The organism is Devosia psychrophila (genome assembly GCF_000971275.1).
GTDB classification, from domain to species: domain Bacteria; phylum Pseudomonadota; class Alphaproteobacteria; order Rhizobiales; family Devosiaceae; genus Devosia; species Devosia psychrophila.
In genome coordinates this window covers 1-25,012 of sequence record NZ_LAPV01000061.1, presented here as the reverse complement: position 1 = coordinate 25,012, position 25,012 = coordinate 1, and the positions used below count along the sequence as shown (strand labels likewise).

The following is a 25,012-nucleotide window of genomic DNA, read 5'->3' as shown; positions in this document are numbered from 1 at the left end:
GGCAGTGCTCATCCCATGCTCTCGGCACAGATCGGACACCCCAACCCCACCTTCGGCCTGGCGCAGGATCGCCAGGATCTGGGGTTCGCTATATCTCGTCATCTTCATCAAAATCTCCTCGTTCATAGTGCCGAGAAAATTCTACTTTTAAACCCGATTGATCAGAGGGGGGATTACCCTCAAGATATATGGTTCCAGTCCCGCGGAGCCGCAAACAGTCCCCGAAGGCCCAGCAGGCAGAACTGTTGCTGGAAGACGAAAGCGGTCCGACACGGTACAATCCAAGTGTGATCGTGAATGAAATCCGGGCCTATCTTGAAGCTTGGCGAGGGCTGCGAGATCCGGCAGACTGGGGTGTCATGCCAGCCACACAGCGCCTGCTTCAGCATTCGCGACACAACGACTTTAACAACCAGAGGCCGTTCTTTTGCCAGTTGGAGGCCATCGAGACAGTCATCTGGCTGAACGAAGTTGCTCGGGGCAAGCATCAATTTTCTCATATCTTTCGGACGCTGGAAGGCGCCAATGCCGATGCCAACCCCGAACTCTTTCGCCTGGCGCTGAAGTTGGCGACAGGCGCCGGAAAGACGACAGTGATGGCCATGTTGATTGCCTGGCAGGCCATCAATAATGCGCGGCAACCCAACCCGTCGTTGTTTTCTCGTGGCTTTTTGATCGTGGCGCCAGGGATCACGATCAAGGATCGACTGCGCGTATTGATGCCATCCGACCACGAAAACTACTATCGAACCCGAGAATTGGTGCCGCCCGAGATGATGATGGAGCTTGGCAATGCCAAGGTGGTCATCACGAACTACTACGCGTTTCAGCAGCGGGAGACGTTGGCTATGGTCGTGGTGCACCATGGCGAGCGGCGTCGCGGTCATGGCGAGGATCATGACGCCGTAGCCGGTCACCGCGTCAAACAGCGCCACCAGATAGGTCGGCTGCCGCACGATTTCCCTGAGCGAGCGGGCGGCGGCTTTGTCCTCCGCCGTATCGACCGACTTGGGGACGTTGACGCCCAGCAGGACACCCACTGCCAGCACGGATGCCAGGGCCAAGAACAGGAACGAAGCTGTGTAGGCTGGCTGCAGGAGATCGCCGCCGATGCGGGCGAGGAGCGGGCCGACCAGTGCGGCGACCACGCCACCGCCCAGCACCAGCGATATCGCGCGCGGCTTGAACGTGTCGCTGGCGACCTCCGCAGCGGCAAAGCGATAGAACTGGGCGAGGCCCTGATAGGTCCCGGCGAGGAATGTACCCAGGCAAAGCAGCGTCAAGGACGAGGTAAACATACCTCCCCGGCTAGCAAACCACCCAGAGTGCCTAGGCTGGCGCCGGCGATGAACCCGATCCGGCGGCCGACCCGGGTCATCCACATCGAGGCCGCGGTTCCAGCGCTGGTCAAGGCGCGCGGACTGGTGGAACAGTTCCAGATGATGATCAGAACCAAGGATGATACTGAACTCCGGGCCTGGATCGGCGATGCCATGGCAAGCCCCATTGCCTCATTCGCCGTCGGCATCAGAGCAGATCAGCGGCCGTGGCTGCCGCCATTACAAAACCCCGGTCCAATGGTCAGACAGAGGGCCAGATCACCAAATTCAAGCTGGTCAAACGCCAGATGTATGGTCGTGCCAACTCTACCTGATCAAAGCGCGACTTATCGGAGTGCAATGACCGGAAACATCTTCGAAATTGCGTCACAGCCCTTATCCGACGCCGATTGACACATGTGAGGTACCAAACCCTCTAGTAACCGCAAAGTTCGGGCAATGTCCCGCTCTTTAATCAACCGGTCCACTGCCCGAGGAGACGGACATAGCGAGTGAGTTTTGGCTGAGCGAGGAACACTTCGGGCGGTTGGCGTCGCTGCCGCCGACGGACACGCGAGCTGTGGCGCGGGTTGATGACCGGCGCGTAATCTCGGGCATCGTGCATGTGAGCCTCGCACGGTGCTGCCAGTATCAGCGTTATTTCGGCCCCAACCAAGGCCATTATTGAAGGCTCCTTGGAGCGCGCCGGGCACGAAGCCATCTTGATTTTTGACCAATTGATAAAATTTCTAAGCTGCGTTAGCGTCGCTGCATGGAATGGCTTTATTGGAGGCGGTCATGAGCGGCGATATGCTTAAAGAAGGCATCGTACCCGGACGTCTCAGCACTGACCAGTATGCGCAGAATTTCTCAGAACTTCATCCGCCACTAGGTCGACACGAGGCCTTCGTGGAGGCTGATCGGTGCTATTTCTGCTACGACGCGCCCTGCATGAATGCCTGCCCGACTTCGATCGACGTTCCGCTGTTTATCCGCGAGATTTCAACCGACAATCCGCTGGGCGCCGCCAAAACGATCCTTGCGCAGAACATCCTTGGTGGCATGTGCGCGCGGGTGTGCCCTACCGAGCAGTTGTGCGAAGACGCCTGCGTGCGCATGGAGGCCGAGGGCAAGCCGGTCAAGATAGGACAGCTGCAGCGCTATGCCACCGACATCGCGATGGAAGAGGGCAAGCAGTTCTTCACTCGCGCACCGGATACGGGCAAGAAGATAGCTGTAGTCGGAGCCGGCCCGTCTGGACTGGCGGCGGCGCACCGGCTCTCAATGCACGGCCATGAGGTGACGATTTTCGATGCACGACCGAAGGCCGGCGGGCTGAACGAATATGGCATCGCAAGTTACAAGACCCCTGAAGGTTTCGCGCAAGCTGAGGTTGATTACGTGACGGCCATTGGTGGAATCACCATCGAGCTCGGCCAGTCGCTGGGGAGTGAATTGAGCCTTGCGCAACTGAGCACGGATTTCGACGCAATATTCCTCGGTATCGGCCTGGGCGGGGTCAATGCGCTGCTGGCAGAGGGCGAGAACGAAGGCCTGCATGGGCTCCGGGACGCGGTGGATTTCATCGCAGAGCTGCGGCAGGCGACCGACCTTTCCACCCTGCCAGTCGGGCGGCGTGTCGTGGTGATCGGCGGCGGCATGACCGCCATTGATGCCGCCGTGCAATCAAAGCTCCTCGGCGCCGAGGAGGTGACGATCTGCTACCGGCGCGGGCAGGAACAGATGAATGCCTCGGGTTTCGAACAGGATCTTGCGGCTTCGAAGGGCGTGACCATCCGGCATTGGCTGCAGCCCAAGCGGGTCCTCACAGAAAATGGCAAGGTTACCGGCGTGGAGCTGGAGTATACCGAGCTCAAAGATGGCCGGCTCGCCGGGATAGGTCGCACCATAACGATCGGGGCCGACCAGGTGTTCAAAGCAATCGGCCAAACGCTGGAAGACCAGTCGGCGGCCGGGCTCGACCTCAATGGTGGCCGGGTTCACACTGACACGGAAGGCCGTACGTCGCGCGACGGCGTGTGGGCCGGCGGCGACTGCGCCGATACAGGCGACGACCTGACGGTGACCGCGGTGGCGCAGGGGCGCGACGCGGCCGAGAGCATCAACCGCTATCTCGCTAGAATCTGAAGGACAGACGCCATGGCGGACATTCGCAACAACTTCGTCGGGATCAAGTCGCCGAACCCGTTCTGGCTGGCGTCCGCGCCGCCGACCGACAAAGCCTATAATGTCGAGCGCGCCTTCAAGGCGGGCTGGGGTGGCGTGGTTTGGAAGACACTGGGGGAGGAAGGCCCGCCGGTCGTCAATGTGAACGGACCGCGGTACGGTGCGATCTGGGGTGCCGACCGGCGCCTGCTGGGCTTCAACAATATCGAGCTGATCACAGACCGCGATCTTTACCGCAATCTCACCGAGATCAAGCAGGTCAAGAAGAACTGGCCCGACCGCGCGATGATCGTTTCGATAATGGTGCCCTGCGAGGAGGACGCCTGGAAGGCGATTTTGCCGTTGGTCGAGGAAACGGAAGCCGACGGAATCGAGCTAAACTTTGGCTGCCCACATGGGATGAGCGAGCGCGGCATGGGAGCGGCGGTCGGCCAGGTGGCGGAATATGTCGAAATGGTCGTGCGCTGGTGCAAGCAGTATTCGCGTATGCCTGTCATCACCAAGCTGACGCCAAACGTCACCGATGTGCGTCAACCGGCGCGGGCGGCAAAAAAGGGCGGCACTGACGCAGTGAGTCTGATTAACACCATCAACTCAATCACCGGCGTTGATCTCGACACTTTTGCGCCAATGCCAACCATCGACGGCAAGGGCACGCATGGCGGCTATTGCGGACCGGCGGCCAAGCCGATCGCCTTGCATATGGTGGCCGATATCGCGCGTGATCCGGAAACTTATGGGCTGCCTATCTCGGGCATTGGTGGAATCACCACGTGGCGTGATGCAGCCGAATTCATGGCTCTGGGCGCGGGCAATGTGCAGGTCTGCACTGCGGCGATGGTCTATGGCTTTAAGATCGTCGAAGAGTTGGTCTCCGGTCTCTCAAATTGGATGGACGAGAAGGGCCACAAGACGCTCGACGACTTCACCGGGCGTGCCACGCGCAACGTCACTGACTGGCAATTCCTCAACCTCAGCTACATCACCAAGGCGAAGATCGACCAGGACCAGTGCATCAGTTGCGGCCGGTGCCACATCGCCTGCGAGGACACGTCGCACCAGGCAATCATGAAGGAAAAGGATGGCAAGCGGCATTTTGAGGTGATGGACGATCAGTGTGTTGGCTGCAATCTTTGCGTTAATGTATGCCCGATTGAGGATTGTATCACAATGATAGCGCTGGAGCCGGGAACGATGGACACACGGACCGGCAAGCGGGTTGATCCGCACTACGCAAATTGGACGACGCATCCCAACAATCCGATGGCGAAGGCGGCTATCGAGTCAGCGGAGTAGGTCTCTAAACGCGTCGAGTATTTTATCTTCGCCAGGCGTTAAATTGAGTTTAAACTCTACCCGGTCGATTTAAACGCGCAGTTTCCGTACAATCGAAACGACGAAATACTGACTCAAGAATAGTTATGCAAGAAATTGCCTCTCTATCCTTTAGTTAAAGCTCAACTTAAACTTAAATTTGAATTTCTGGGTTTCCCATTTATCTACTAACAAATTAGCTTGTTTGATAATCTGGTTATGATCATTCACGCCTATAAATTTCCTGAATTGCCCTGTCAGATAAAGTTACGATATGAATATTGGGAATTGGATCAGTTGACCCCGATATTATCAATTAAACGTACTGATCCGATGCATGCGGCAACAACAAATAACGCGCCGTCCGGTCCAACCGTCCGCATCATGCTAAGACTTGAAGCATTGCAAACTTCCCAATAGATCACAGTAAAGCCTGGTTTGGCACTGAGTACGGCTTGACCGACTGCCTTCAAGGCGTCAGCGCGTCTCTCCCCACTCTCAAAGGCGGCTTTTGCCATCTGAAGACTGGCATAAACTGTTGGCGCGGCACTGCGCTCTTCGGAAGTCAGATAAACGTTGCGCGAACTGAGGGCGAGACCGTCTCCTTCACGAACTATTGGGGCCCGGACGATGTCGATAGACATGTTGAGGTCACGCACCATTCGTTCGACGACCGCGCACTGTTGGGCGTCCTTCTGGCCGAAGACGGCGACGTCGGGTTGCACGATGTTGAAAAGTTTGAGCACGATGGTCGCCACGCCACGGAAATGTCCCGGTCGCACGGCCCCACAGAGCGGCAATGATACGGACTCCTCGATCACAAAAGTTGAGGCGCCAGCAGGGTAGAGGTCCGCAACCTCAGGCAGGAACAACGCATCGGCCCCGGCTGCCTGGAGAAGGGCGGTGTCCTTCTCGATCGGCCGCGGATAGCGGTTGAGGTCCTCCGAAGGCCCAAATTGCAGCGGGTTCACGAAAATGCTGGCAATCGTGATATCGCTACGCTGCCGGGCCAGTTCGATCAAGCTCAGGTGGCCGGCATGAAGGGCACCCATGGTCGGCACAAAGCCAAGTTTCTTTCCGGTAGGCAAGCCTTTGCGCCAGGCCCGTACGTCATCTACGGAGCGCAAGATAATGGTCATGTGATGAGGTCCCACAAACGACGGGCAAGGTCCGGCTTGCTCATAACCGGCAAAGTTATGGGCTCACCAAGTCGCGAGAATAGAATCCCGCCATTGGTTAATACGGCGAAACCTGTCTGGCTGGTCTTGCCGGTGGCCGCTACTGGGTTGGCGAACAAAAAGTCGACATCCTTGGCTCGTAGTTTCGCCAGACCGTTCGCCTCAACATCGTCGGTTTCCGCGGCAAACGCCAAAAACCATTGTCCGCTGGCTGCCTGCCGCAGTGTCTTGAGCACATCTACGGACGGCACCATGTTCAGCGTCGTTGCAGCGCTCGCGCGCTTCAACTTGCGGGCGGCGGGCGCGGCCATGCAATAATCGAGCACCGCCGCTGTGGCAATAACGCCGTCCACCTCTGGCAGAAACCCCATCGCGGCGGCAGCCATTTCCTCGGCGGTGTGAACCTCCACCAAAGTGAGCCGTTCTGCACCCCGCCGCGGCGGGGTGGGGCGCACCACCCCTTTATCGATCCCCAACACGTAGCGCACCGCCGCCCCCCGACGTAGGGCTTCCTCGGCCATCGCCGCTCCCATGCGTCCGGTCGAGTGATTGGTGATGTAGCGCACCGCATCGATCGGCGACGTCGTGGGTCCTGCTGTGATCAACACCGTGGTGCCAGCAAGGTCCTGTGTCGTGCCGCCGCAGGCATTGTTGATCGCGGCGACAATGGTTTCGACGGGTGCGAGCTTGCCCACGCCCTCCTCGCCGCAGGCGAGTACCCCGGCGGCCGGAGCGATGAAGGCAATTCCGCGGCCAGCCAAGGTGGTGGCGTGCTGCTGGACTACCGTATTTTCCCACATGACCGTGTTCATCGCGGGGGCGATCAGAATTGACGCTTCGGTGGCCAAGGCCACGGTGGTAATCAGATCGTCGGCCAGCCCCAGGGCTAACCTGGCTATGGTGTTGGCCGTTGCGGGCGCCACCACCAGCAGGTCGGCCCAACGCGCCAGCTCTATATGCTCGGTTCCCGCAATCTCGGGACCGAACAAGGCCGAGCGAACTGGCCGGCCGCTCAAGGTTTCCAGCACCAGCGGCGTTATGAACTTCAGCGCGCTCGGCGTGGCGATGCATTGTACGCTGTGGCCCTGCTTGGCGAGTTCGGACACCACATCGGCGATCTTGTATGCAGAGATACTGCCACTCAGAGCGATCAGAATATTGCTAGACATTGCACTGCCCATAGCGAAATAGGCCCAGCAGGGTAAGTTCCGGTACCAGCCGGAAGCGGTCCGACAGGCGGATCAGCCGGGTGCAACCGCCGGTAGCGATCAACGTAGCGCCCTCGAGGCCGGCATCGCTCAGCAGTCGGTCGGTCATGCCCTCGATCAGCGCTTCATAGCCCTGCAGCACGCCGCTTTGAATCTGCGTTTCGGTGGTATTGCCCACAGCATTATCAGGCCGGGTCAGTTCGACCGAAAACAGCTTTGCTGCGCGTGCCTGCAGGGCACGCCAGCTCGTTTCGAGGCCGGGGACGATAGCGCCGCCAACATAGGCCCGGCGCCGGTTAATGAGACAGAATGTTGTTGCAGTTCCCGCGTCCACGATCAACAGGGGGGGCGCCACTAGCCCCAGGGCGCCCGCAACGTTGGCAAGGCGGTCCGCGCCCAGTTGCTCAGGGTGCGGGATCGCCAGCTCAAAATCGCGCTGCAGTCGCGCGCTGACCAACAGCACGGGCAGGATGTGGCAGGCCCTGGTAACGATCGATTCCAGAGCGGGTACGACCGTCGATAGCACGACGCGAGCGGCCAAGTCCCAGATGTCGCGGCCCAGGCGCTCCCGAAACAATTGCGTTAGTAGAACGCGATACTCGTCCGCGGTGCATTGGCTATCTGTACGAAACCGGACTTCGGCGACCCGCGTGCCATCGGTGCGGAAAAGGCCCCCAACGGTGTGGGTGTTGCCGATATCGAGCAGCAACCAGTGCTCAGTCAACTTGCGTCTCCTTGGATTGCCCGGAGGCGTTTTTGACCTCGGCGACATAGGCGCACGCGGCCTCGCGGATCACTGCCGCCACGTCTGCCCGGGGGACGACGAAGCTGGGTGGTCGCTCGATATTAAGGCCAATAAGATCATTGACCACAAGCACCTGACCTGAGCAGGCGGCCCCGGAGCCGATACCTATCGTGGGAATTGTGAGCCGGCGCGTGATCTCTGCGGCGAGGTCCGGGACGATGCATTCCAGCACGATGGCAAATGCACCGGCGTGCTGCAAGGCCAATGCTGTCTCCATCAATCTCTCGGCGCTTTCGGCGTTTTTACCATGTACATAGTAGCCCCCCAGTTGATGGACGGCCTGTGGCATGAGCCCGATATGGGCCATGACGGGAATACCCTGTTCCCTTAGCCGCGTTATGGTGGGAGCCGCCGGCGCCCCGCCTTCGATCTTGACAGCCTGACACCCGGTCTGCTGAAGAACGGTGATGGCGCTTCGCAGCGCCGTCTCCGGATCAGTCGCGGTTCCGAATGGCAGATCGCAGATAATCAGGGCGCGCGCCGTGCCGCGATGAACCGCGGCGCCATGGCGGATCATGTCATCGAGCGTCACCGACAAGGTCGTTGGGTGGCCAAGCACTACGTTGCCCAGGCTGTCGCCAACCAGGATGATGTCGATTCCGGCCTGGTCGAGCACTGCCGCCGTCACGTTATCATAGGCGGTGAGCATGGCGATCCGCTCGCCGCCATCGCGGAGCGCCTGAATGTTGCGGATGGTCAGGCGGGCCTGGGGGCGATTTGCCGACATGTGATTTGCTCGTTCTTTCATCTGGGTTGGTTCTGTCGCGGCTTAGACGCCGCGTGTATTGCCCCAGAGCAACATATGAAGCTGTGGCAAGACCCGCGCGTCGAACCATCGGTCTTGGGTTACTTTTTCGATGAGCCATTTCATGCGTCGCATCACTCCCGTCATGTCGACAATCACATCGTCGCGATCGGGGGACGGTGGCGTGTGGTTGCCCGGCTGGAGGTAGACCGGCAGGTGCGGATAGCGCGCCGCCGCATCTTTGGCGTAGGCATAGTCTTCATCGTCGAAGACCACGAGCTTGAGCACAGTCAATGGCCTGCCTTGCGCGACCGCCAGACACGCCTCGAAACGTGCCCAGTCGGTGCTCATCTGGCTCGATGGTGGTTTGGGACTTAGGACAAGAGTATCCAACGTCGAGAACCAGTCCCGCGCCACCGAACCTTGAGTCTCCAAGGCGAAGCGATAACCCTCTCGGTGACCGAATTCGATCAGTTCGCCCAACGGCTGGATCGCCGGATTGCCGCCTGACAGCGAGACCGTCAATGGTTCACCGCCGGATAGGGCGCTGACCTGTTCCCAAATCTGCTCCACTGACATTGCCTGCCAGTCGCCACGAAAGCGATTATCGACGGCATGCAAGCTGTCGCACCATGAGCACCGATAATCGCACCCGCCTGTCCGCACGAACACGGTCGGCAGACCAATGAGCACGCCTTCGCCCTGAATGGTCGGTCCGAAAATCTCGCTGACGCGGATGCTGGGCGGCTCCATGTGCTTCATGGCCGGTATTCCGCCCATGTCTTGGCCGTTTCGCTGACGCGTACCGCCGAAGTCTCCGGCAGGCGCACATTGCACCAGTCAAAAAAGTGCTTGGCCAGGCACTCGGCCGTTACCCTGTCATGCCCCAGCACGTCGTTGAGATGGCGATGGTCGAATGTCTCGTCGATGTGCTGCTTGAGCACCGACAAGTCCTGATAGTCGCGCACAAAGCCGTACTCGTTCAGCTGGTCCGCCGACAATTCGACTTCCAAGATGTAGTTGTGCCCGTGCAGGCGTGCGCATTGATGGTCAGGCGGAAGCGAGGCGAGTTGGTGGGATGCCGAGAAATGGAATTCCTTGGTAATGCGAAACGTCATGCGCTTCGCGCCCGGACGGCGCCGTGCCAGAAGTCGGCATCGGCATAGTCTGTTGGATCCTGCAGCCGGGCCAGGTCGAAGGCTTCCCGGCGCTCAACACAGGTGCCGCATCGCCCGCAGTGCACGTCGCCGCCTTTGTAGCAGGACCAGGTCTGATCGAAGGGCGTTGCATGCCGGGCGCCCTCGGTCACGATGTCCGCCTTGGACACATGCACGAATGGCGCGTAAAGGCGAACGTTGGCATAGCCGTCGAGCGCGCGGTTCTGCATCGCCTGAAAGGCGTCTATGAAATCAGGCCGACAATCGGGATAGATGAAGTGATCGCCGCCATGGACGGCAACACCAACGGCCTCGGACTGCCGCGCCGCCGCGACGCCGAAGGCTATCGCCAGCATGATGGCGTTCCGATTGAGTACCACCGTGATCCTCATCGACTCCTCGGCATAGTGGCCATCGGGGACGGCGACATCGTCGGTGAGCGCGGAGCCGCTGAGTTGCCGGCCAACGTCGCGGATGTCGATGATCTGGTGCGGGACGCCAAGCCGTTGCGCGCAGGCCGCGGCAAAACCGAGCTCCTTGCTGTGCCGCTGCCCGTAGTCGAACGATACGAGCCCGGTGAGGGTCTGCTCGGCGGCCACCTTGTACGCGAGCGAAACCGAATCCAATCCGCCGGAGCAGATGACGAGAGTCTTCATAATGTGAAATCCTTGTTTTGACCGGGTAAGGCTACGACCGGAGATTGCTCTGCCTTCCCTCTACGCCAAAGGCGGCAGTTTGTGAATGGGCGGGCAGCGGCTGCGGCATCGTGGCTAAAAGGCCTGCTCAGTCCGGCGATCGGGGTTCAGCAGTCGGGCACCGGAGCCCAAGGCGTGGCTCGGCGCTGCCGCGATGGTACGGGCGATGAAGTGCTTGGCTTGGGTGATCGAGTCGACAAGCGACCAACCCGTGGCTAGGCCAGCCGCGATCGCGGCGGAAAAGATGCACCCCCCACCATGAAATTCGCCGACGTCCAGGCGCTCAGAGGCAAAACGTGTGACGCCCCCAGCATCGACGAGCAAGTCGGTGCTCTGCCTCTCCGCGCCGTGTCCTCCTTTGATCAGCACGGCCTGGGTCCCCATTGCCAGCAACGCCCTGGCCTGAGTGATCATCGCGGCCTCGTTCATGGCAACTGGCGAGTTGGTCAAGGCGGCCGCCTCGGGCAGGTTAGGCGTGAGCAGGTGGGTCCTCGGCAGCAGCAGTGTTACCAGCGCGTCCAGCGCCTCCTCTGGCAACAAGCGTGCGCCGCTGGTTGCGACCAGCACGGGATCGAGGACAATCCCTCTGGCGCCATGCCGAGCCAGACTTTTGGCGACCGCTGCGATGATATCGGCATTTCCAAGCATGCCGATCTTGACTGACGCTACGGGTAGATCGGCGAATACCGCCTCGATCTGGGCCACCACCATTTCAGCGGGTATCAAGTGGACAGCGCCCACGCGCATGCTGTTTTGCGCTGTCACTGCCGTGATGGCGCTGGTCCCAAAGACGCCGAAGGCCGAAAACGTCTTGAGGTCGGCCTGAATCCCGGCGCCGCCACCAGAATCCGAGCCGGCAATGGTCAACGCGACGGGAGTCAGGATGGACCTCCTTCCAGCGCTACGAGAGCCAGGTTGTGCCTGCCCATGGCCTGCAATCGCCCCGCGGCCCGGAGCGCCCGCTGCCCGCTGCGGCAGCACAGCACGATGCGCCCGCCCGGATGTGCTGCCGCCAACGAATTGACTGCGTCCGGTGCCATGCGACGCGCCCCGGGCCGCGGCAGCACCGGCGCTTCGGCCACGCCGCGCAGGTCGATAACAATGTCGTCCGGCGCAAGGTCCGCGAGCCCGATGAATGGAGCGATATGCTCAGGCTCCGGACAATCTGCGAAGCTGAAACCGCCAAACTGCAGGGTAAGGCCGTCGAAGCTGACCACGCGGCCCAGCACGCTGGGCCTACAGTCGAGCAGCAGGTGGAGCGCCAAATGCGCTTGCAGACCTCCCAGCACCGCTACTGCCGATCCCAGCACGCCAATACTGGCGCAACTGCCTGCGACTTCCGGTACATCGGGGAAAACCGCGCGGTAGCTAGGCGCACCGCCGCAATATGCCCCGACATAGCCGGACAAACCGAGCACCGAAGCACTGATCAACGGTTTGCCAGCGGCCAGGCATCGGTCGGACAACATATAGGTCACCGCGAAGTTGTCGGCGGCGTCGATGACGATGCTCGCCTTATCGATCAAGGCGGCGGCATTGACCGGCGTCAGGCGCTCCGATTGGGCCGCTACGACTATATCGGGATTGGCGCGGAGCAAGGCGTCACGCGCCGCTTCCGCTTTGGGGGCACCAATGTCAGCCATGTTGTAGAGCGGCTGACGATGCAGATTGCTGATGTCGACATGGTCGTGGTCAACGATGATAATCCCGCCGACGCCGGCGCCCGCCAGTATCTGCAGGACCGACGAGCCCAGCCCCCCGGCACCCACCACCAGCACCGTGGCGGCGGCCAGCCTGGTTTGTCCTGCCACCCCGATTTCGGTCAGCGTCGTCTGGCGGGTATAGCGATCGGTCATCTCAAGGCCTCGTTGCTGCCAGCCAGGCCCTGGTCTGGCCGGAAGGATCGGGATGGCGCACGATGTCGCTCACCACCGCGACGCAATCGGCCCCGGCGGCAAGACAGAGTTCGGCTCGCGCCACGGTCAGCCCGCCAATGGCCACAAGAGGGCGTGCACCCGCGAGGCGCTTCCATTCTGCGATCCGCGCCAAGCCCTGCGGCGCCCAGGGCATCTGCTTGAGCTGGGTGGGATAGATGGGGCCCAGGGCCACATATTCGGGGGCTTTGGCCAAAGCCCGGTCGAGTTCGGCGTGGTCGTGGGTGCTGATACCAATGCGTATCCCGGCCCGCCGCAAAGCGGCTAAATCGGCCTCGGCCAAATCCTCCTGGCCCAAGTGAACGAAATCGCAGCCGATATCGAGCGCCAGTTGCCAATGATCATTGACCACCAATTGCGCGGCCGCCGCCGCGCAGGCATCCCTGGCCCGCTCGATCTGGGCTCGCAGCGCGGGCTCGGGACAACCCTTGATCCGCAACTGGATCAGCCTTGCCCCCCAGGCCAGCAGACGCTCGACCCAATCCGCATCGGGCACTACGGGATAGAAGCGATCGAGCGTCATGTCAGGTGCGCCTTGCCCACGACCGGGGTCGAGGGCGCCGCCATGTCGCGAGGCTCCATGGGTGAAGCGGCATAGGCGATCCGCCCCCCTTCGACCGCCAGGGCGAATGCTTGGGCCATGCGCACCGGGTCGCCTGCCTCGGCGATGGCGGTATTGAGCAGCACCGCGTCATAGCCCAATTCCATTGCCGCCGCCGCATGCGAGGGCACGCCGAGGCCGGCATCGATCACCAGAGGCACATCGGGGAAATGGGCCCGCATGGCGCGAAGTCCAAACAGATTATTGAGCCCGCGCGCCGATCCAATCGGGGCCCCCCAGGGCATCAATACTCGGCAGCCGGCCTCGAGCAGCCGTTCGGCTACCACCAGATCTTCGGTGGTGTAGGGAAAAATGTCGAACCCGTCCTCGGCCAGGATCCGAGCGGCCTCCACCAGCCCGAACACATCGGGCTGCAGCGTATCGGCCTCTCCGATCACTTCGAGCTTGATCCAGGTCGTGCCGAACAGTTCGCGCGCCATATGGGCAGTGGTCACCGCCTCCTTGACCGAATGACAGCCGGCAGTATTGGGCAGGATGCGGACGCCAAGCTCGCGAATGAACGACCAGAATGCCTGACCGGCGCGCTGTTCGCCCCCTTCGCGCCGCAGCGAGACGGTGATGATTTCGGTGCGAGACGCGCGGATCGCCGCCTCGAGAATTTTGGGCGAGGGATAGCGGGCTGTGCCCAGCAGCAGCCGGGAGGAAAGCTCGACGCCGTAAAAGTCCATTCCTCAGCCTCCCTGCATAGGTGCGAGCACTTCGAGGTGGTCGCCCTCCGCAAGGGGCGTTGTCGGCCGCCGCGCCGTGGGCACGAACCGCCCGTTGACGGCGGTGGCGACGACGGCGCCCTTGTAGCCAAGCGCTTCGAGCGCTTGGTCAAGGCGGCTCGCCGCCAGCCTGTGCTCGGTTCCGTTAAGCAATATTCGCATGGCGAAGCTCCGTATCGAAATGGGGATCTAGGGCCGCGCCGGCGGCGATCTGGGCCAAAACCGGGGCGAGCAGAAAACCATGGCGGAAGAGGCCATTGACCCGGATCACCCGGCCGGCCCGCTCCACCCGGGGAAGATTGTCAGGAAGCGCGGGGCGCAGATCCGCCGCCAATTCGAGAATTTCGGCCTCGCCCAGCGCAGGATGGAGCGCAAAGGCGGCACCCAGCAATTCGAGCATGGAGCGCACGCTGACCGGCCCCCGCGCTTCGCTTTCGAGCATGGTCGCGCCCAGCATGAAGACGCCTTGGCCGCGCGGCACCACGTAGAGCGGCAGGCGCGGATGTAACAAACGCACCGGCCGGGACAGCGCGAAACTCCGTGAGCGGATCACCGCCATTTCTCCACGTACCCCGCGCAAAGCCGGCATGTCGGTTCGGCCGCTGAGGCCACGGCAATCAAAGACCAGGTCGCCAGTAGCCGCTTCGGGCAGGACGTCGGTTTCAAAACGGATCGCCACGCCCAGCGATGCCAGCCGCTCCACCAGAGCCGCCAAGGCGAGGCGCGGATCGAGATGGGCTTCGTCGGGGAAATAGAGCCCCTTGCGGAAGCGATCGGCCAGATCGGGTTCGAGTGCGACGATGCCCGCCTCGTCCAGCCAGTGATAGCCTTCGGTGCGCCGGGCGAAGCGGTTGAGCTCGACAAGGTCGCGTGCAGGGGCGACCACCAGCGTGCCTTCCGACACCGTGCCGGGGAAGCGCTCGCGCCACCAGGCGATGGACTGCACGCCCAGCCGGCCGACAATGGCCTCGGTCGAGGCCATTTCGCACCAGGGCGCAAGCATCCCGCCGGCATGCCAGGAGCAGCTGCCGGGGCCCAGCCCGGCATTGCGTTCGACTACGTCCACCGCAAGGCCGCGTTCGGCCAGAGCCAGGGCGGTGGTCAAACCCGCCACGCCGGCCCCGATCACGGTTGCCCGCAGCACCGCGCTACTGCTCAAGCGGGACATAGACCTTGGCGCCCTGGTCGATGAACTCGCGCGACTTCTCCGCCATGCCCTCCTGTCGGGCCGCCATGTCGCGAATATCCTGCGTGATCTTCATGGAGCAAAATTTTGGCCCGCACATCGAACAGAAATGGGCGGTCTTGTGGGCGTCCTTGGGCAGGGTCTCGTCGTGGAAGCTGCGCGCCGTATCCGGATCGAGCGAGAGGTTGAACTGGTCCTCCCAGCGGAACTCGAACCGGGCCTTGGAGAGCGCGTCGTCGCGCAGCTGCGCCGCCGGGTGCCCCTTCGCCAGGTCGGCGGCATGCGCCGCGATCTTGTAGGTGATGACGCCGGTCTTGACGTCGTCGCGATTGGGCAGGCCAAGATGCTCCTTGGGGGTGACGTAGCAGAGCATCGCCGTGCCGAACCAGCCGATCATGCCCGCACCGATGGCGGAGGTAATGTGGTCGTAGCCCGGCGCGATGTCAGTGGTCAGCGGTCCCAGCGTATAGAACGGGGCCTCGCCGCATTCGCGCAACTGCTTGTCCATGTTCTCCTTGATCTTGTGCATCGGGACATGCCCAGGCCCCTCGATCATCACCTGGCAGCCTTTACCCCAGGCGACCTTGGTCAATTCGCCCAGCGTTTCCAACTCAGCAAACTGCGCTGCGTCATTGGCATCGGCAATCGAGCCGGGGCGCAGGCCATCGCCCAGGGAGAACGACACGTCGTACTTGGCCATGATGTCGCAGATGTCGCCGAACCGCTCGTAAAGGAAACTTTCCCTGTGATGGGCAAGGCACCAGCCGGCCATGATCGAGCCGCCGCGCGAGACAATGCCGGTTACGCGCTTGGCGGTCAGCGGCACATAGGCGAGGCGCACCCCGGCATGGATGGTGAAATAATCTACACCCTGCTCGCACTGTTCGATCAGCGTGTCCGAGAACACGTCCCAGTCGAGCTTGGAGGGATCGCCATTGACCTTTTCGAGCGCCTGGTAGATCGGCACCGTGCCGATGGGGACGGGCGAATTGCGGATGATCCATTCGCGGGTGGCATGGATATTGCGACCGGTCGATAGGTCCATAACCGTGTCGGCGCCCCAACGGATCGCCCAGACCAGTTTTTCAACCTCTTCCTCGACCGAGGAAGACACGGCCGAATTGCCAATATTGGCATTGATCTTGACCAGAAAATTGCGCCCGATCGCCATCGGCTCGATTTCGGGGTGGTTGATATTGGCCGGGATGATCGCCCGACCGCGGGCGATCTCGTCGCGCACGAATTGGGGGGTAATGAAGGGCGGAATGGCCGCGCCAAAACTATCGCCATCGGCCAGGCGCGCCTCGGCGTCGTCCAACATTTGCTGGCGACCGAGGTTCTCCCGCTCGGCAACGAAGATCATCTCCTTGGTGATAATGCCGGCGCGCGCATAGTCGAGTTGGGTGATCGGCCGCCCCGCCTTGCCGCGCAGCGGCTGGTTGAAGAGGGGGAAGTGCGCGACGGCCCGTTCGGGCGAGACATGGCCGTCGTCTTCAGGCTTGATAGCGCGACCCTGATAGGGTGCGGCGTCGCCACGCTCTGCGATCCAGCTTTCGCGCAGACGTGGCAGGCCGCGCTCGAGGTCAATGGCAATGGCAGGATCGGTATAGGGCCCGGAGGTGTCGTAGACCCTAAACGCCGGGGCCGTCGGATCGTTGATGGCGATCTCGCGAAACGGCACCCGCATATCGGCGGCGAGTGCGCTGCTTGCATAGACTTTGCGGGAGCCGGAAAGCGGTGTAGCGGACAGACCCGTGGCGCCAGGCGCCTTGGTGTCGAATGGCTTATTCACGAAGGGTCTCCATGTTTTCTCGTGAAAACGGAAACCCGGGACGCAGCTCTGGTGGCGGATAACGATCCCGTCCCTTCGCCGGCATTACCCGGATCAGGTTCAAAGGGTTCGGCTTCTCAGCCATCTCAGACCAGACCCATGCGGACCTGGACTCCCCTCGGACGAGGCAAGAAAACGCCATCGACTTGCCAATGTCAAGCCGTCACCGGCAGCCTTGCCACATGGCCCTTCGAGGCGCTACACGACCCAGATCTGGTGCCTGGTGCGGCGGGAGAATCGGGAACGCGGTTGTAATCCGCGACGTGCCCAGCGCTGTGCGGGGGACCTTGCGAGCATATGCCACTGGCCGCGGCCGGGAAGGCGCCCGCCGGGGTTGATCCCTAGTCAGAAGACCGGCCAGGTGACCGTTGAAGCTGGTTGGACCCCAGCTCCTGTGTTTTTTGAACATGGGCAACGCCATGCCGGAAGCAATTGATCTGCCTGAATTTGAACCACGCCTTACGACCGGCGAGCCGTTCTCCGACGCCGAGCGCGAGGCCGTTTATCGCGCCATCTATAGCCGGCGCGATGTGCGCGGCCAGTTCCGACCCGATGCTGTCGCCGATGATGTGCTGTTGCGAATTCTGGACCCGGCGCACCACGCGCCCTCTGTCGGCTTCATGCAGCCGTGGAATTTTCTGGTGATACGCGATGCCGAAAAGATGCGGCAGGTCGCCGGGATCTTTGCGCGCGCTAATGTCGAAGCGGCGTCAATGTTCCCCAAGGATCGCCAGGGCGCTTATCGGGCTCTCAAGCTCGAGGGTATCACCAGCGCGCCGGTCAATATCTGCGTGACCTGCGATCGCACACGCGGTGGTCCGGTCGTGCTGGGCGCCACCCACATGCCCGACATGGACCTGTTCAGCACGGTCTGTGCCGTCCAGAACCTCTTGCTCGCGGCCAGAGCCGAGGGTCTGGGGGTCGGCTGGGTCAGCATCCTGAAGGAGGCCGAGGTCAAGGCGATTCTGGGAATCCCCGATCCGGTCCGGCTGGTTGCCTATTTGTGCGTCGGCAAGGTCGAAAGCTTCTTTGCGACGCCCGAACTGGAACAAAGGGGGTGGCGGACACGCACGCCGATTGCCGAACTCGTGTTTGAGGATCACTGGGGTCGGAAGCCGCAATGGCCCGGGCCGGAAAACCACAGGAGTGAGAGCTTCGCGCTAGGTCGGCGGCCCGAGGCTTGCGTCGGGCCGAGCCGCGGCCTATACGCACTCGGCCGGCCCTTAGGGTCGACAGACGTTCTCAGGGCGGGGTGCAATTCCCCACCGGCGGTGTTTGCGTTTCGGCGCATCAGCCCGCGAGCGCTTGTCTCTTCGGAGGCAGGGTCAGCAGACTCGGTTCAATTCCGAGGCCGACGGTATAGTCCGGATGGAAGAGAACACATGATCGGGTGACCCTGTTTCCGCATTCCGGGAACGGGTGCACGTGGTCATTGGGCCCTGAGCTGCGTCTTGGTTTGGCAAGACGACGGACAGGCATGGATAGCCCAGAGAGCTCCCACGGCGGGCAATTATCGAGCAGCGTGATCGCTGCCGCCTTCGGATATGCGGTTGAGCTGGCAGGACAATGGCAAGGCGCCACCGCGCCCAATCCTCCGGTCGGCTGCGTATTGCTTGATGCGTCAGGCAAAACGCTGGCCGCAGCGGCCCATCAACGGGCCGGTGGACCGCACGCCGAGGCGCTCGCCATCTCGCTCTGCCGCGCCAATGGTACGCTCCATCGCATCCACACCGTGGTGGTGACCCTCGAACCCTGCAATCATGCCGGGCGAACGCCGGCCTGTACCGGAGCCATCCTCGAAACGCCGGCGAGTCAGGTATGGATCGGGGCCCGCGATCCCAATCCGCTCGTTGCCGGTGGGGGTGGCAACTATCTTGCCCATGCAGGCCGGTCAGTACATGCACTGATTGACCTGGACGATCCGACCGCCCCCCTGCTCGCCGAGGCGGTGACCCGCCTGATCGCGCCCTTCGCCAAGCACGCTACCACGGGCAAACCGTGGGTGACGGTCAAGCAGGCGCTTGATCGCCATGGCAGCATGATCCCACCCGCGGGGCAAAAAACCTTCACGGCTGACGCCTCACTCGATCTGGCGCATCGATTGCGCAAGCGGGCCGACGCGATCATCACCGGGTCCGGAACGATCCTGGCCGACGCGCCCCATTTTACCGTCCGAAGGCTGCCAGATTTCGCTGGCAAGCGACGCCATCTGGTCATCCTCGACCGGCGTGGTCGCGTGTCGGCGTCCTATCTTGAGGCGGCGCAGGCACGCGGCTTCCTGGTGTCGATAGAAACCGAGCTTGGCAACGCTCTGACCCATCTCGGTCAGGCTGGATGCCTCGAGGTTCTGGCCGAAGCAGGCGCCGAACTCACCCAGTCCATACTGGAAAGTCCGCTCTGGGACGAGCACGTAACGATACGCCAGCGTCTCGCAGCGGATGACGACATCACCGTCCGCTACCGGGCCAAGTCCGAACCGCAGTGAGAGGCATACATGTTTTCCGGCATTATTGAACGATTGGCTCCCGTGACCGGCGTCAGCCAACAGGGGCGAACCCGCGTCCTGGTTCTACAATCGGGTTGGGATGACCTTTCTCTTGGCGAGAGTGTCGCGATCAACGGGGTTTGCCTGACGGTCACACATCTTGAAGCGGGTGGGGCAGCCACATTCTTCGTCAGCCCCGAAACCACATCCCGCTCCAGCCTGGGTCGGGTCGCAGAAGGCGACCGGGTCAATCTCGAACGCTCCGTGCGCCTCGAAACCCGGCTATCGGGCCACCTTGTCCAGGGCCATGTCGACGGGACGGCCCGGCTGATCACAGTGACACCTGAAGAAGGAACTTTTCGGCTGGAATTGGCGCTGCCGGCCGCGCTGGCCCGCTACTGCGTGGAGAAGGGCTCGATTGCGCTCGACGGCATCAGCCTGACCATCAACAGCGTCAGTCCTGGCACCGATGGTTGGACCATCATCGGCATCACCATCATTCCCCACACCTGGGAACATACCAACCTGCACGCCGCCCGCCCGGGCGACGAGATCAATGTCGAGGTCGACGTGATTGCGAAATATGTGGAGCGCCTATGTCAGCCCTATCCCAAGCTTTAGACCGACTGCGTTTAGGCGGCATGGTAATCCTCGTCGATGACGAGGACCGCGAAAACGAAGGTGACTTGGTCGTCGCTGCCGAGTTTGCCACCCCTGAGGCCGTCAATTTCATGGCGACCCATGGGCGCGGTCTCATCTGTCTGGCTTTGACCGGGCAACAGGTGGACCGGCTACAATTGCCTGCCATGACCACTTCCAACAGAGCTCGCCGATCGACCGCGTTCACGGTTTCGATCGAGGCGCGAGAAGGCATTACCACCGGCATCTCTGCCCATGATCGATCCCGGACGATATTGGCCGCTACGAACCCCAGGGCAGAAGCCGCGGACGTGGTGTCGCCTGGACACATCTTTCCGCTTCGGGCAGCCGAGGGCGGCGTTCTTGTCAGGAACGGTCATACCGAAGGGGCTATCGACCTAATGGGCCTTGCCGGACTTCAGCCCGCAGCCGCTATCTGTGAAGTCATGCGCGATGACGGCGAGATGGCCAGGCGCCCCGATCTGGAACTTTTCGCGGCTCAACACGACTTGCCCATCCTGCCCATCAGCGATCTCGTTGCATATCGCTGCAAGACCGAGGTGCTGGTCGAGCAAGTGGCTTCGGCCGACTTGCCATCGGGCTTTTCCGGCGATTCAATGCGGGTTCATGCATTTCGTAGTCTGCTGGACGGCACCGAGCACCTGGCAATGGTCAAGGCGCCCATGACGGGAACGCCGCTGGTGCGGGTTCACTCGGAATGCCTGACGGGAGATGCCCTTGGCTCGCTGCGGTGTGATTGCGGCGCCCAGCTGCAGGAGTCGCTGCGCCTGATCGGCGAGTCTGGCGGCATCCTGATCTATTTGCGAGGCCAGGAAGGCCGCGGCATCGGTCTCGCCAACAAGATTCGCGCTTACGCCCTGCAGGATAAGGGTCGCGATACCGTCGAGGCCAATACCGATCTCGGTTTTGCGGCCGATGCCCGCGATTACGCGATCGCCGCACAGATCCTGCGGGCACTGGGTGTCGTCACCATCACCCTGTTGACCAACAATCCGCAAAAGGCCGAGACGCTTCGCGCCAACGGCATTGACGTCCGCGAACAGCAGTCTCTGATCATCGCCCCCAATCCGTTCAACCTGCGCTACCTGCAAACCAAGCGCGAGAAATTGGGCCACACCCTCGCCCATCAAAACTGAAAGCTGGACATGACCGATACCAATGCTTCCCCTGAACTCCGGATCGCAATCGTGGTGAGCCGCTTCAATGTGGACGTCACGAATGGGCTGCTCTCTGGCGCCCGTGCCAGCCTTGCCGATAACGGCATCAACCTGTCAGATCGTGACATCTATTCTGCGCCGGGCGCCTTCGAAATTCCCCTGATTGCGCAGACCCTCGCCAGGACTGGTAAATTTGACGGCGTGATCTGCCTGGGTTGCGTCATCAAGGGCGATACCGCCCACTTCGAATATATCAGCCAGGCGGCCAGTACCGGTTTGATGGCCGCCTCGTTGGCGACGGGTGTGCCGCTGACCTTCGGTATCCTGACGACCTATACCGACGAACAGGCAATCGTGCGCAGCCGTGACGATGCCCATAACAAGGGCCGCGAGGCCACTCTTGCCTGCCTTGAGGCGATCCAGACCCTTGCCGCCGTCAACCAGCAATCAGAGGGCACGAAGTGATCAACCTGCCAGACAATCTTCAGCTCGGCACTTCCAGCACCATACCTGCCACGCCCGAGGTTGCGCGCCTCGATCGCGTACCAAACCCCCAAGCGGATACCCAGTATTTGACGCGCTTCACCGCGCCCGAGTTTACGTCCCTCTGCCCGGTTACTGGACAGCCGGACTTTGCCCACATCGTTATCGACATCGTTCCCAATCAATGGCTGGTCGAATCCAAGTCGCTCAAGCTCTATCTCACGTCGTTCCGCAACCATGGCGCGTTTCACGAGGATTGCACCGTGGCGATTGGGCGTCGGGTCGCGGAGCTGATTGAACCGCACTGGTTGCGGATCGGCGGGTACTGGTACCCACGCGGCGGAATGCCAATTGATGTCTTCTGGCAGTATGGAGCCCTACCGCCCAATGTATGGGTGCCCGAGCAAGGCGTTCCAACCTATCGCGGGCGGGGCTAAGAGACACGAGGCCGGGCCTTCTCGCCGAGCGCGAATTGGCGGGACGGTCAGCAATGCTTGAGCTGAGAGCTTGCTCGAACACGGGCCTAAAACGATTGACGAAAGCCAACGGCAGCACCGGCGGCGGAGGCGCCCTGTATATGGCCGGCATCAAGCCGGTATTGCAGGCCGACCTTCAGATGACCCGCTTGCAGGGGAACCTTGTAATCGATGCCAAGGTCCAGCTCTCTGGCGTTAGGAGCAAGCTCGGCACTGGACTGCCGATGCTCAATCGTTCCGTCGGCAGTACGAGCGACGGGCAGTTGAAGCCCCATCGTCCCGTTCTCAATCCGCAAGGGCTGAGCGATGGAAAAGCCCAACTGGTCATTGTCGCCAAGAATATTGTTCATTCTCGCTCCAATCTCAAAGCCAGAAAATTGGACGTCTGACAGCGATGTCACGAGACCAGATGTGGCGCCGGACTGCTTGGCGACGCCATACTCGAGTCGGCCAAACACCTCAAAACCTGGCACAACCATCTGGTCAATTCCTAGATGTGCCGTACCGGACGCACTACCGCCACCCAATCCGAACGTCGTGTTCTGCCCCAAGCCCAGCAGGCTGCCCTGTTCGCCAAGATAGCTGACGCCGAGACTGACCCGGCTGGCCTCGCCGCCCCAGGCGACATTGATGCCGGTACCGGCAACGCCGTTGTCCTGGCCCACCGCGCCTTGTCCGGCAAAGCCCATGGCGGTGATCGACATCGGGCCCGCCTGCTGCGTTGACACCATGGCGATTGTGTCATGCGCGATCGACAGCACCGAAGCGCGAGCATTGAAAGCGGTCGGCCCGGCGGTGTCGAACAACCCCGCTGCGCTGTTTACTAGCGATATCGTTCCCGTGCTGTCCGACGCAGAAGGCAGGGCACTTCGGACCTCTCGGTAGGACGGCAGCACGCCCCACGCCGGTCCCTGCACGGACGACAGCAGTTTGGGAAGCATCGACGGGCGGGGCGCGGTCACGAGGTCCGACCCCTGAACCGCAAACCCCCGGTTGAGGCTGTCGAAGACGGCAATATCGGTGGTGCTCAGGGCCGAGGTCAGGCCATCGCCAAATGCTGCGGGCGTCAGGAGCACGCTTTCGGCAAGGCTGGTCCGATTGCTCGTGACCACATTGTCGCCAGAGAGGACTGCAACCGTGCCGATCGGGCTCAGGGCAGAGGCGATGTCGAGAACGCCGTGCCCCCATTCGCCCGAATAGGCATGCGTCACGCCATTTCCAAAATCGACACTGCCCGCGACCGGCACCCCCAAGCTCGAGAACCAACTGTTATCGGCGCTCGCAAGCAGTCGCTTGGCCCATTCTTCCGCGGTGAGGTCCGGAAATGCCTCGGCCAGGAGAGCCACGGCGCCTGCAATCTGGGGCGCAACATAGGATGTGCCCGTACCTGCCGAGTAGCTGGTATCCGACGTCGCATTGGCCGCAGTGGTTGTACCGTCTCCGCCAATGCAGAAGCGGGCAGCCAGACCGCAAGGAGCCGATAGCCTGATGGCCCTGCTGATGTCGCCGGTCGGGTTGACTTCGAAATACCCATTGGCGGCAGCGATTCAGGCGCCCTGCAGACGAGTGTCAAAGTAGGGCAAGGCGGCCATCACATCGCCTGAGGCCATGGTCTCATCGTTCGACAGTGCCCAGACAACCACGCCGCCATTCTCGAAGGTGTTGAGGGCATCGAGATAGGCCTGCCATCTGCTAGTGCCGTAGTTGGCAATAACGGAATTCAGCCCCTGGGCCACGCTCTGGGATGGATTGGCCGCAAGATGGGCCTGGAGTGTCGAGGCGGCGACGTTGAAACCCCACGAATTGTTCTGTGCAACGGCGCCGAGCGTGGCGGCACTGAGAGTGCCCAAGGTTACGTTGGTGATGTCAAGTGTGCTGGCTCCGCTAGGATTGAGCGCGGTGAAGTGCAGGTTGGCGCCGGGCGCCACGCCATGCATGCCCACGCCATCCCTCACGCCGGCAATCAGGGATGCCACATGCGTGCCGTGGTCAGCTACAGGCAAGGTCCCCGTCTGGTGGATGGTCTTCCCCGCAAACTCTTGATGAGTCACGCGGAACCCCTCGTCTACCACAGCCACCAATTTGTTGACGCCCGTCAGCCCCGAGGACAGCGCCGTATGCAAATTGTGCAGCTCAAAGGCCCGGGACTGGTTTGTCGCCAATGGGCCAGAGGCGGCGCAACCGACATAGATGCAGTTGGCGTCGGCGTTGCGGAATTCCGCGGATGCCAGAATCTGTGCTGCCCGCACTGGATCAAAAGTTACGCCACGAGAAGCCCAGGTTGCGGGAGGTGGTGCTGGCGGCGTCGGAGTTGGCATCCCGATCGGTGTCTGACTGGGGGGACCGTCCCCGCCCGAACAGCCGGCCATTACTGTTGCTAGCAATAACGCAAGCGCCAAGAAGCGCAATTCGGAAAAACGAAACATTCGAACCAAGCGATCCAATCGAGGTAAATGTGTGCCCCAGTACGCCACGGCCCTCGGCCAATATCACATCGCGAGGGCGGCTTATAATCACAAGTTTCTCAAGATTGGGCGAGGTGGTGTGTCCCGTCGGAAGGTCGCCAGGCAGATGGGAATCCGACGTGAAATCAAAGGGCCGGTCATCAGCGACACTGCAGAGTTAAGATCGGTCTATTCCTCACTCATCGAACGGGGGGCGCCCTCTGAGATGGCTATCGTGTGGCGTCCGCCCTGCACAGCGCGTAGCGTGGCCAAGCTGTCTCTCAATCGGGGCTGACGTTGCCCCCAACTTCTATCCAGCCTGAAGGAGACTCGGGCGGTTGTTTTGGCCGATCTGGCCGGGGTGAGCTACGGGGGCTGGCGCAGAGCTGGTCATTGAGCGGAGCGGCAGATCCCGTCGC

Annotated in this window: 24 protein-coding genes, 5 pseudogenes and 3 riboswitches; of the genes and pseudogenes, 11 read left to right on the top strand and 18 right to left on the bottom strand. The window is 61.7% G+C overall.

Features of this window, described 5'->3' with window-relative positions:
• Positions 1 to 108, bottom strand: a 108-nt coding sequence (locus WH91_RS23170) for a transposase (protein WP_144408338.1), incomplete at its 3' end; no start/stop codon positions are given.
• 56 nt (positions 109 to 164) lie between these two features.
• On the opposite strand from WH91_RS23170, the pseudogene WH91_RS25260 reads away from it, so the two are divergent.
• Positions 165 to 839 (top strand): annotated as a pseudogene (locus WH91_RS25260) (DEAD/DEAH box helicase family protein); the annotation flags it as partial.
• Positions 840 to 911: 72 nt separating this feature from the next.
• Here the strand turns inward: WH91_RS25260 and WH91_RS25900 are convergent.
• Positions 912 to 1,298: pseudogene (locus WH91_RS25900) on the bottom strand (MFS transporter); the annotation flags it as partial.
• 84 nt (positions 1,299 to 1,382) lie between these two features.
• Between WH91_RS25900 and WH91_RS26040 the strand changes: the two are divergent.
• From WH91_RS26040 to preA, 4 genes and pseudogenes are all read left to right on the top strand, one after another.
• Positions 1,383 to 1,683 (top strand): annotated as a pseudogene (locus WH91_RS26040) (transposase); the annotation flags it as partial.
• Positions 1,684 to 1,824: 141 nt separating this feature from the next.
• Positions 1,825 to 1,947: pseudogene (locus tag WH91_RS24100) on the top strand (IS5/IS1182 family transposase); the annotation flags it as partial.
• 170 nt (positions 1,948 to 2,117) lie between these two features.
• On the top strand, positions 2,118 to 3,467 hold the full coding sequence (locus WH91_RS05025; protein ID WP_046169918.1) for an NAD(P)-dependent oxidoreductase: 1,350 nt from the start codon (positions 2,118 to 2,120) through the stop codon (positions 3,465 to 3,467).
• A 12-nt stretch (positions 3,468 to 3,479) separates the two neighbouring features.
• The gene (preA, locus tag WH91_RS05020) at positions 3,480 to 4,802 is read left to right on the top strand and encodes an NAD-dependent dihydropyrimidine dehydrogenase subunit PreA (protein ID WP_046169917.1); all 1,323 of its coding nucleotides are present in this window, start codon (positions 3,480 to 3,482) and stop codon (positions 4,800 to 4,802) included.
• 311 nt (positions 4,803 to 5,113) lie between these two features.
• On the opposite strand, the gene panC is transcribed toward preA, so the two are convergent.
• From panC to thiC, 14 genes are all read right to left on the bottom strand, one after another.
• Positions 5,114 to 5,959 (bottom strand): pantoate--beta-alanine ligase, encoded by an 846-nt coding sequence (gene panC / locus WH91_RS05015; protein ID WP_074797815.1) that lies wholly within the window; start codon positions 5,957 to 5,959, stop codon positions 5,114 to 5,116.
• The gene (gene coaBC / locus WH91_RS05010) at positions 5,956 to 7,179 is read right to left on the bottom strand and encodes a bifunctional phosphopantothenoylcysteine decarboxylase/phosphopantothenate--cysteine ligase CoaBC (RefSeq protein WP_046169916.1); all 1,224 of its coding nucleotides are present in this window, start codon (positions 7,177 to 7,179) and stop codon (positions 5,956 to 5,958) included. Before coaBC ends, panC begins: the two co-directional genes overlap by 4 nt.
• Complete coding sequence (locus WH91_RS05005) at positions 7,160 to 7,930, bottom strand: type III pantothenate kinase (RefSeq protein WP_158409518.1); 771 nt, start codon at positions 7,928 to 7,930, stop codon at positions 7,160 to 7,162. Before WH91_RS05005 ends, coaBC begins: the two co-directional genes overlap by 20 nt.
• The gene (gene panB / locus WH91_RS05000; RefSeq protein ID WP_046169915.1) at positions 7,923 to 8,738 is read right to left on the bottom strand and encodes a 3-methyl-2-oxobutanoate hydroxymethyltransferase; all 816 of its coding nucleotides are present in this window, start codon (positions 8,736 to 8,738) and stop codon (positions 7,923 to 7,925) included. The genes WH91_RS05005 and panB overlap by 8 nt, the downstream gene beginning before the upstream one ends.
• A 42-nt stretch (positions 8,739 to 8,780) precedes the next feature.
• A complete protein-coding gene (gene queE, locus WH91_RS04995) occupies positions 8,781 to 9,509 on the bottom strand; it encodes a 7-carboxy-7-deazaguanine synthase QueE (RefSeq protein ID WP_171910598.1) in 729 nt (242 codons plus the stop codon).
• A gap of 5 nt (positions 9,510 to 9,514) precedes the next feature.
• Positions 9,515 to 9,874, bottom strand: a complete 360-nt coding sequence (gene queD / locus WH91_RS04990; RefSeq protein WP_046169913.1) for a 6-carboxytetrahydropterin synthase QueD — start codon at positions 9,872 to 9,874, stop codon at positions 9,515 to 9,517.
• Positions 9,871 to 10,569 (bottom strand): 7-cyano-7-deazaguanine synthase QueC, encoded by a 699-nt coding sequence (gene queC / locus WH91_RS04985; RefSeq protein WP_046169912.1) that lies wholly within the window; start codon positions 10,567 to 10,569, stop codon positions 9,871 to 9,873. The genes queD and queC overlap by 4 nt, the downstream gene beginning before the upstream one ends.
• Positions 10,570 to 10,683: 114 nt before the next feature.
• Positions 10,684 to 11,493 (bottom strand): bifunctional hydroxymethylpyrimidine kinase/phosphomethylpyrimidine kinase, encoded by an 810-nt coding sequence (gene thiD, locus WH91_RS04980; RefSeq protein WP_046169921.1) that lies wholly within the window; start codon positions 11,491 to 11,493, stop codon positions 10,684 to 10,686.
• Positions 11,487 to 12,464 carry a HesA/MoeB/ThiF family protein gene (locus tag WH91_RS04975; protein WP_046169911.1) on the bottom strand — a complete coding sequence of 326 codons (978 nt, stop codon included), beginning with the start codon at positions 12,462 to 12,464 and terminating at the stop codon, positions 11,487 to 11,489. The genes thiD and WH91_RS04975 overlap by 7 nt, the downstream gene beginning before the upstream one ends.
• Before the next feature lies 1 nt (position 12,465).
• Complete coding sequence (locus WH91_RS04970) at positions 12,466 to 13,065, bottom strand: thiamine phosphate synthase (protein ID WP_046169910.1); 600 nt, start codon at positions 13,063 to 13,065, stop codon at positions 12,466 to 12,468.
• Positions 13,062 to 13,832 carry a thiazole synthase gene (locus WH91_RS04965; protein WP_046169909.1) on the bottom strand — a complete coding sequence of 257 codons (771 nt, stop codon included), beginning with the start codon at positions 13,830 to 13,832 and terminating at the stop codon, positions 13,062 to 13,064. The genes WH91_RS04970 and WH91_RS04965 overlap by 4 nt, the downstream gene beginning before the upstream one ends.
• Positions 13,833 to 13,835: 3 nt before the next feature.
• A complete protein-coding gene (thiS, locus tag WH91_RS04960) occupies positions 13,836 to 14,033 on the bottom strand; it encodes a sulfur carrier protein ThiS (RefSeq protein ID WP_046169908.1) in 198 nt (65 codons plus the stop codon).
• The gene (locus WH91_RS04955) at positions 14,017 to 15,039 is read right to left on the bottom strand and encodes an FAD-dependent oxidoreductase (RefSeq protein ID WP_244542464.1); all 1,023 of its coding nucleotides are present in this window, start codon (positions 15,037 to 15,039) and stop codon (positions 14,017 to 14,019) included. Before WH91_RS04955 ends, thiS begins: the two co-directional genes overlap by 17 nt.
• Positions 15,020 to 16,849, bottom strand: a complete 1,830-nt coding sequence (thiC, locus tag WH91_RS04950) for a phosphomethylpyrimidine synthase ThiC (RefSeq protein WP_046169907.1) — start codon at positions 16,847 to 16,849, stop codon at positions 15,020 to 15,022. The genes WH91_RS04955 and thiC overlap by 20 nt, the downstream gene beginning before the upstream one ends.
• Positions 16,850 to 16,902: 53 nt before the next feature.
• Positions 16,903 to 17,017: riboswitch (TPP riboswitch) on the bottom strand.
• A gap of 68 nt (positions 17,018 to 17,085) precedes the next feature.
• A riboswitch (cobalamin riboswitch) is annotated at positions 17,086 to 17,264 on the top strand.
• A gap of 43 nt (positions 17,265 to 17,307) precedes the next feature.
• Here thiC and bluB point away from each other — a divergent pair.
• From bluB to queF, 6 genes and pseudogenes are all read left to right on the top strand, one after another.
• Positions 17,308 to 17,997: pseudogene (bluB, locus tag WH91_RS04945) on the top strand (5,6-dimethylbenzimidazole synthase); the annotation flags it as partial.
• Positions 17,998 to 18,122: 125 nt separating this feature from the next.
• Positions 18,123 to 18,272: riboswitch (FMN riboswitch) on the top strand.
• Between the two features lie 93 nt (positions 18,273 to 18,365).
• Complete coding sequence (ribD, locus tag WH91_RS04940) at positions 18,366 to 19,373, top strand: bifunctional diaminohydroxyphosphoribosylaminopyrimidine deaminase/5-amino-6-(5-phosphoribosylamino)uracil reductase RibD (RefSeq protein WP_046169906.1); 1,008 nt, start codon at positions 18,366 to 18,368, stop codon at positions 19,371 to 19,373.
• Between the two features lie 9 nt (positions 19,374 to 19,382).
• Positions 19,383 to 19,994: a riboflavin synthase gene (locus WH91_RS04935; protein WP_046169905.1), complete on the top strand. Its 612-nt coding sequence runs from the start codon at positions 19,383 to 19,385 to the stop codon at positions 19,992 to 19,994.
• Positions 19,970 to 21,169: a bifunctional 3,4-dihydroxy-2-butanone-4-phosphate synthase/GTP cyclohydrolase II gene (locus tag WH91_RS04930; RefSeq protein WP_046169904.1), complete on the top strand. Its 1,200-nt coding sequence runs from the start codon at positions 19,970 to 19,972 to the stop codon at positions 21,167 to 21,169. The genes WH91_RS04935 and WH91_RS04930 overlap by 25 nt, the downstream gene beginning before the upstream one ends.
• A 9-nt stretch (positions 21,170 to 21,178) precedes the next feature.
• A complete protein-coding gene (gene ribH, locus WH91_RS04925) occupies positions 21,179 to 21,655 on the top strand; it encodes a 6,7-dimethyl-8-ribityllumazine synthase (RefSeq protein WP_046169903.1) in 477 nt (158 codons plus the stop codon).
• Entirely contained in the window at positions 21,652 to 22,110 is a 459-nt protein-coding gene (gene queF / locus WH91_RS04920) for a preQ(1) synthase (protein WP_244542465.1), read from the top strand. The genes ribH and queF overlap by 4 nt, the downstream gene beginning before the upstream one ends.
• 86 nt (positions 22,111 to 22,196) lie before the next feature.
• On the opposite strand, the gene WH91_RS04915 is transcribed toward queF, so the two are convergent.
• Positions 22,197 to 23,597 carry a S8 family serine peptidase gene (locus WH91_RS04915; protein WP_244542466.1) on the bottom strand — a complete coding sequence of 467 codons (1,401 nt, stop codon included), beginning with the start codon at positions 23,595 to 23,597 and terminating at the stop codon, positions 22,197 to 22,199.
• 99 nt (positions 23,598 to 23,696) lie between these two features.
• Entirely contained in the window at positions 23,697 to 24,467 is a 771-nt protein-coding gene (locus tag WH91_RS24560; protein WP_280140260.1) for a S8 family serine peptidase, read from the bottom strand.
• Between the last annotated feature and the right edge of the window lie 545 nt (positions 24,468 to 25,012).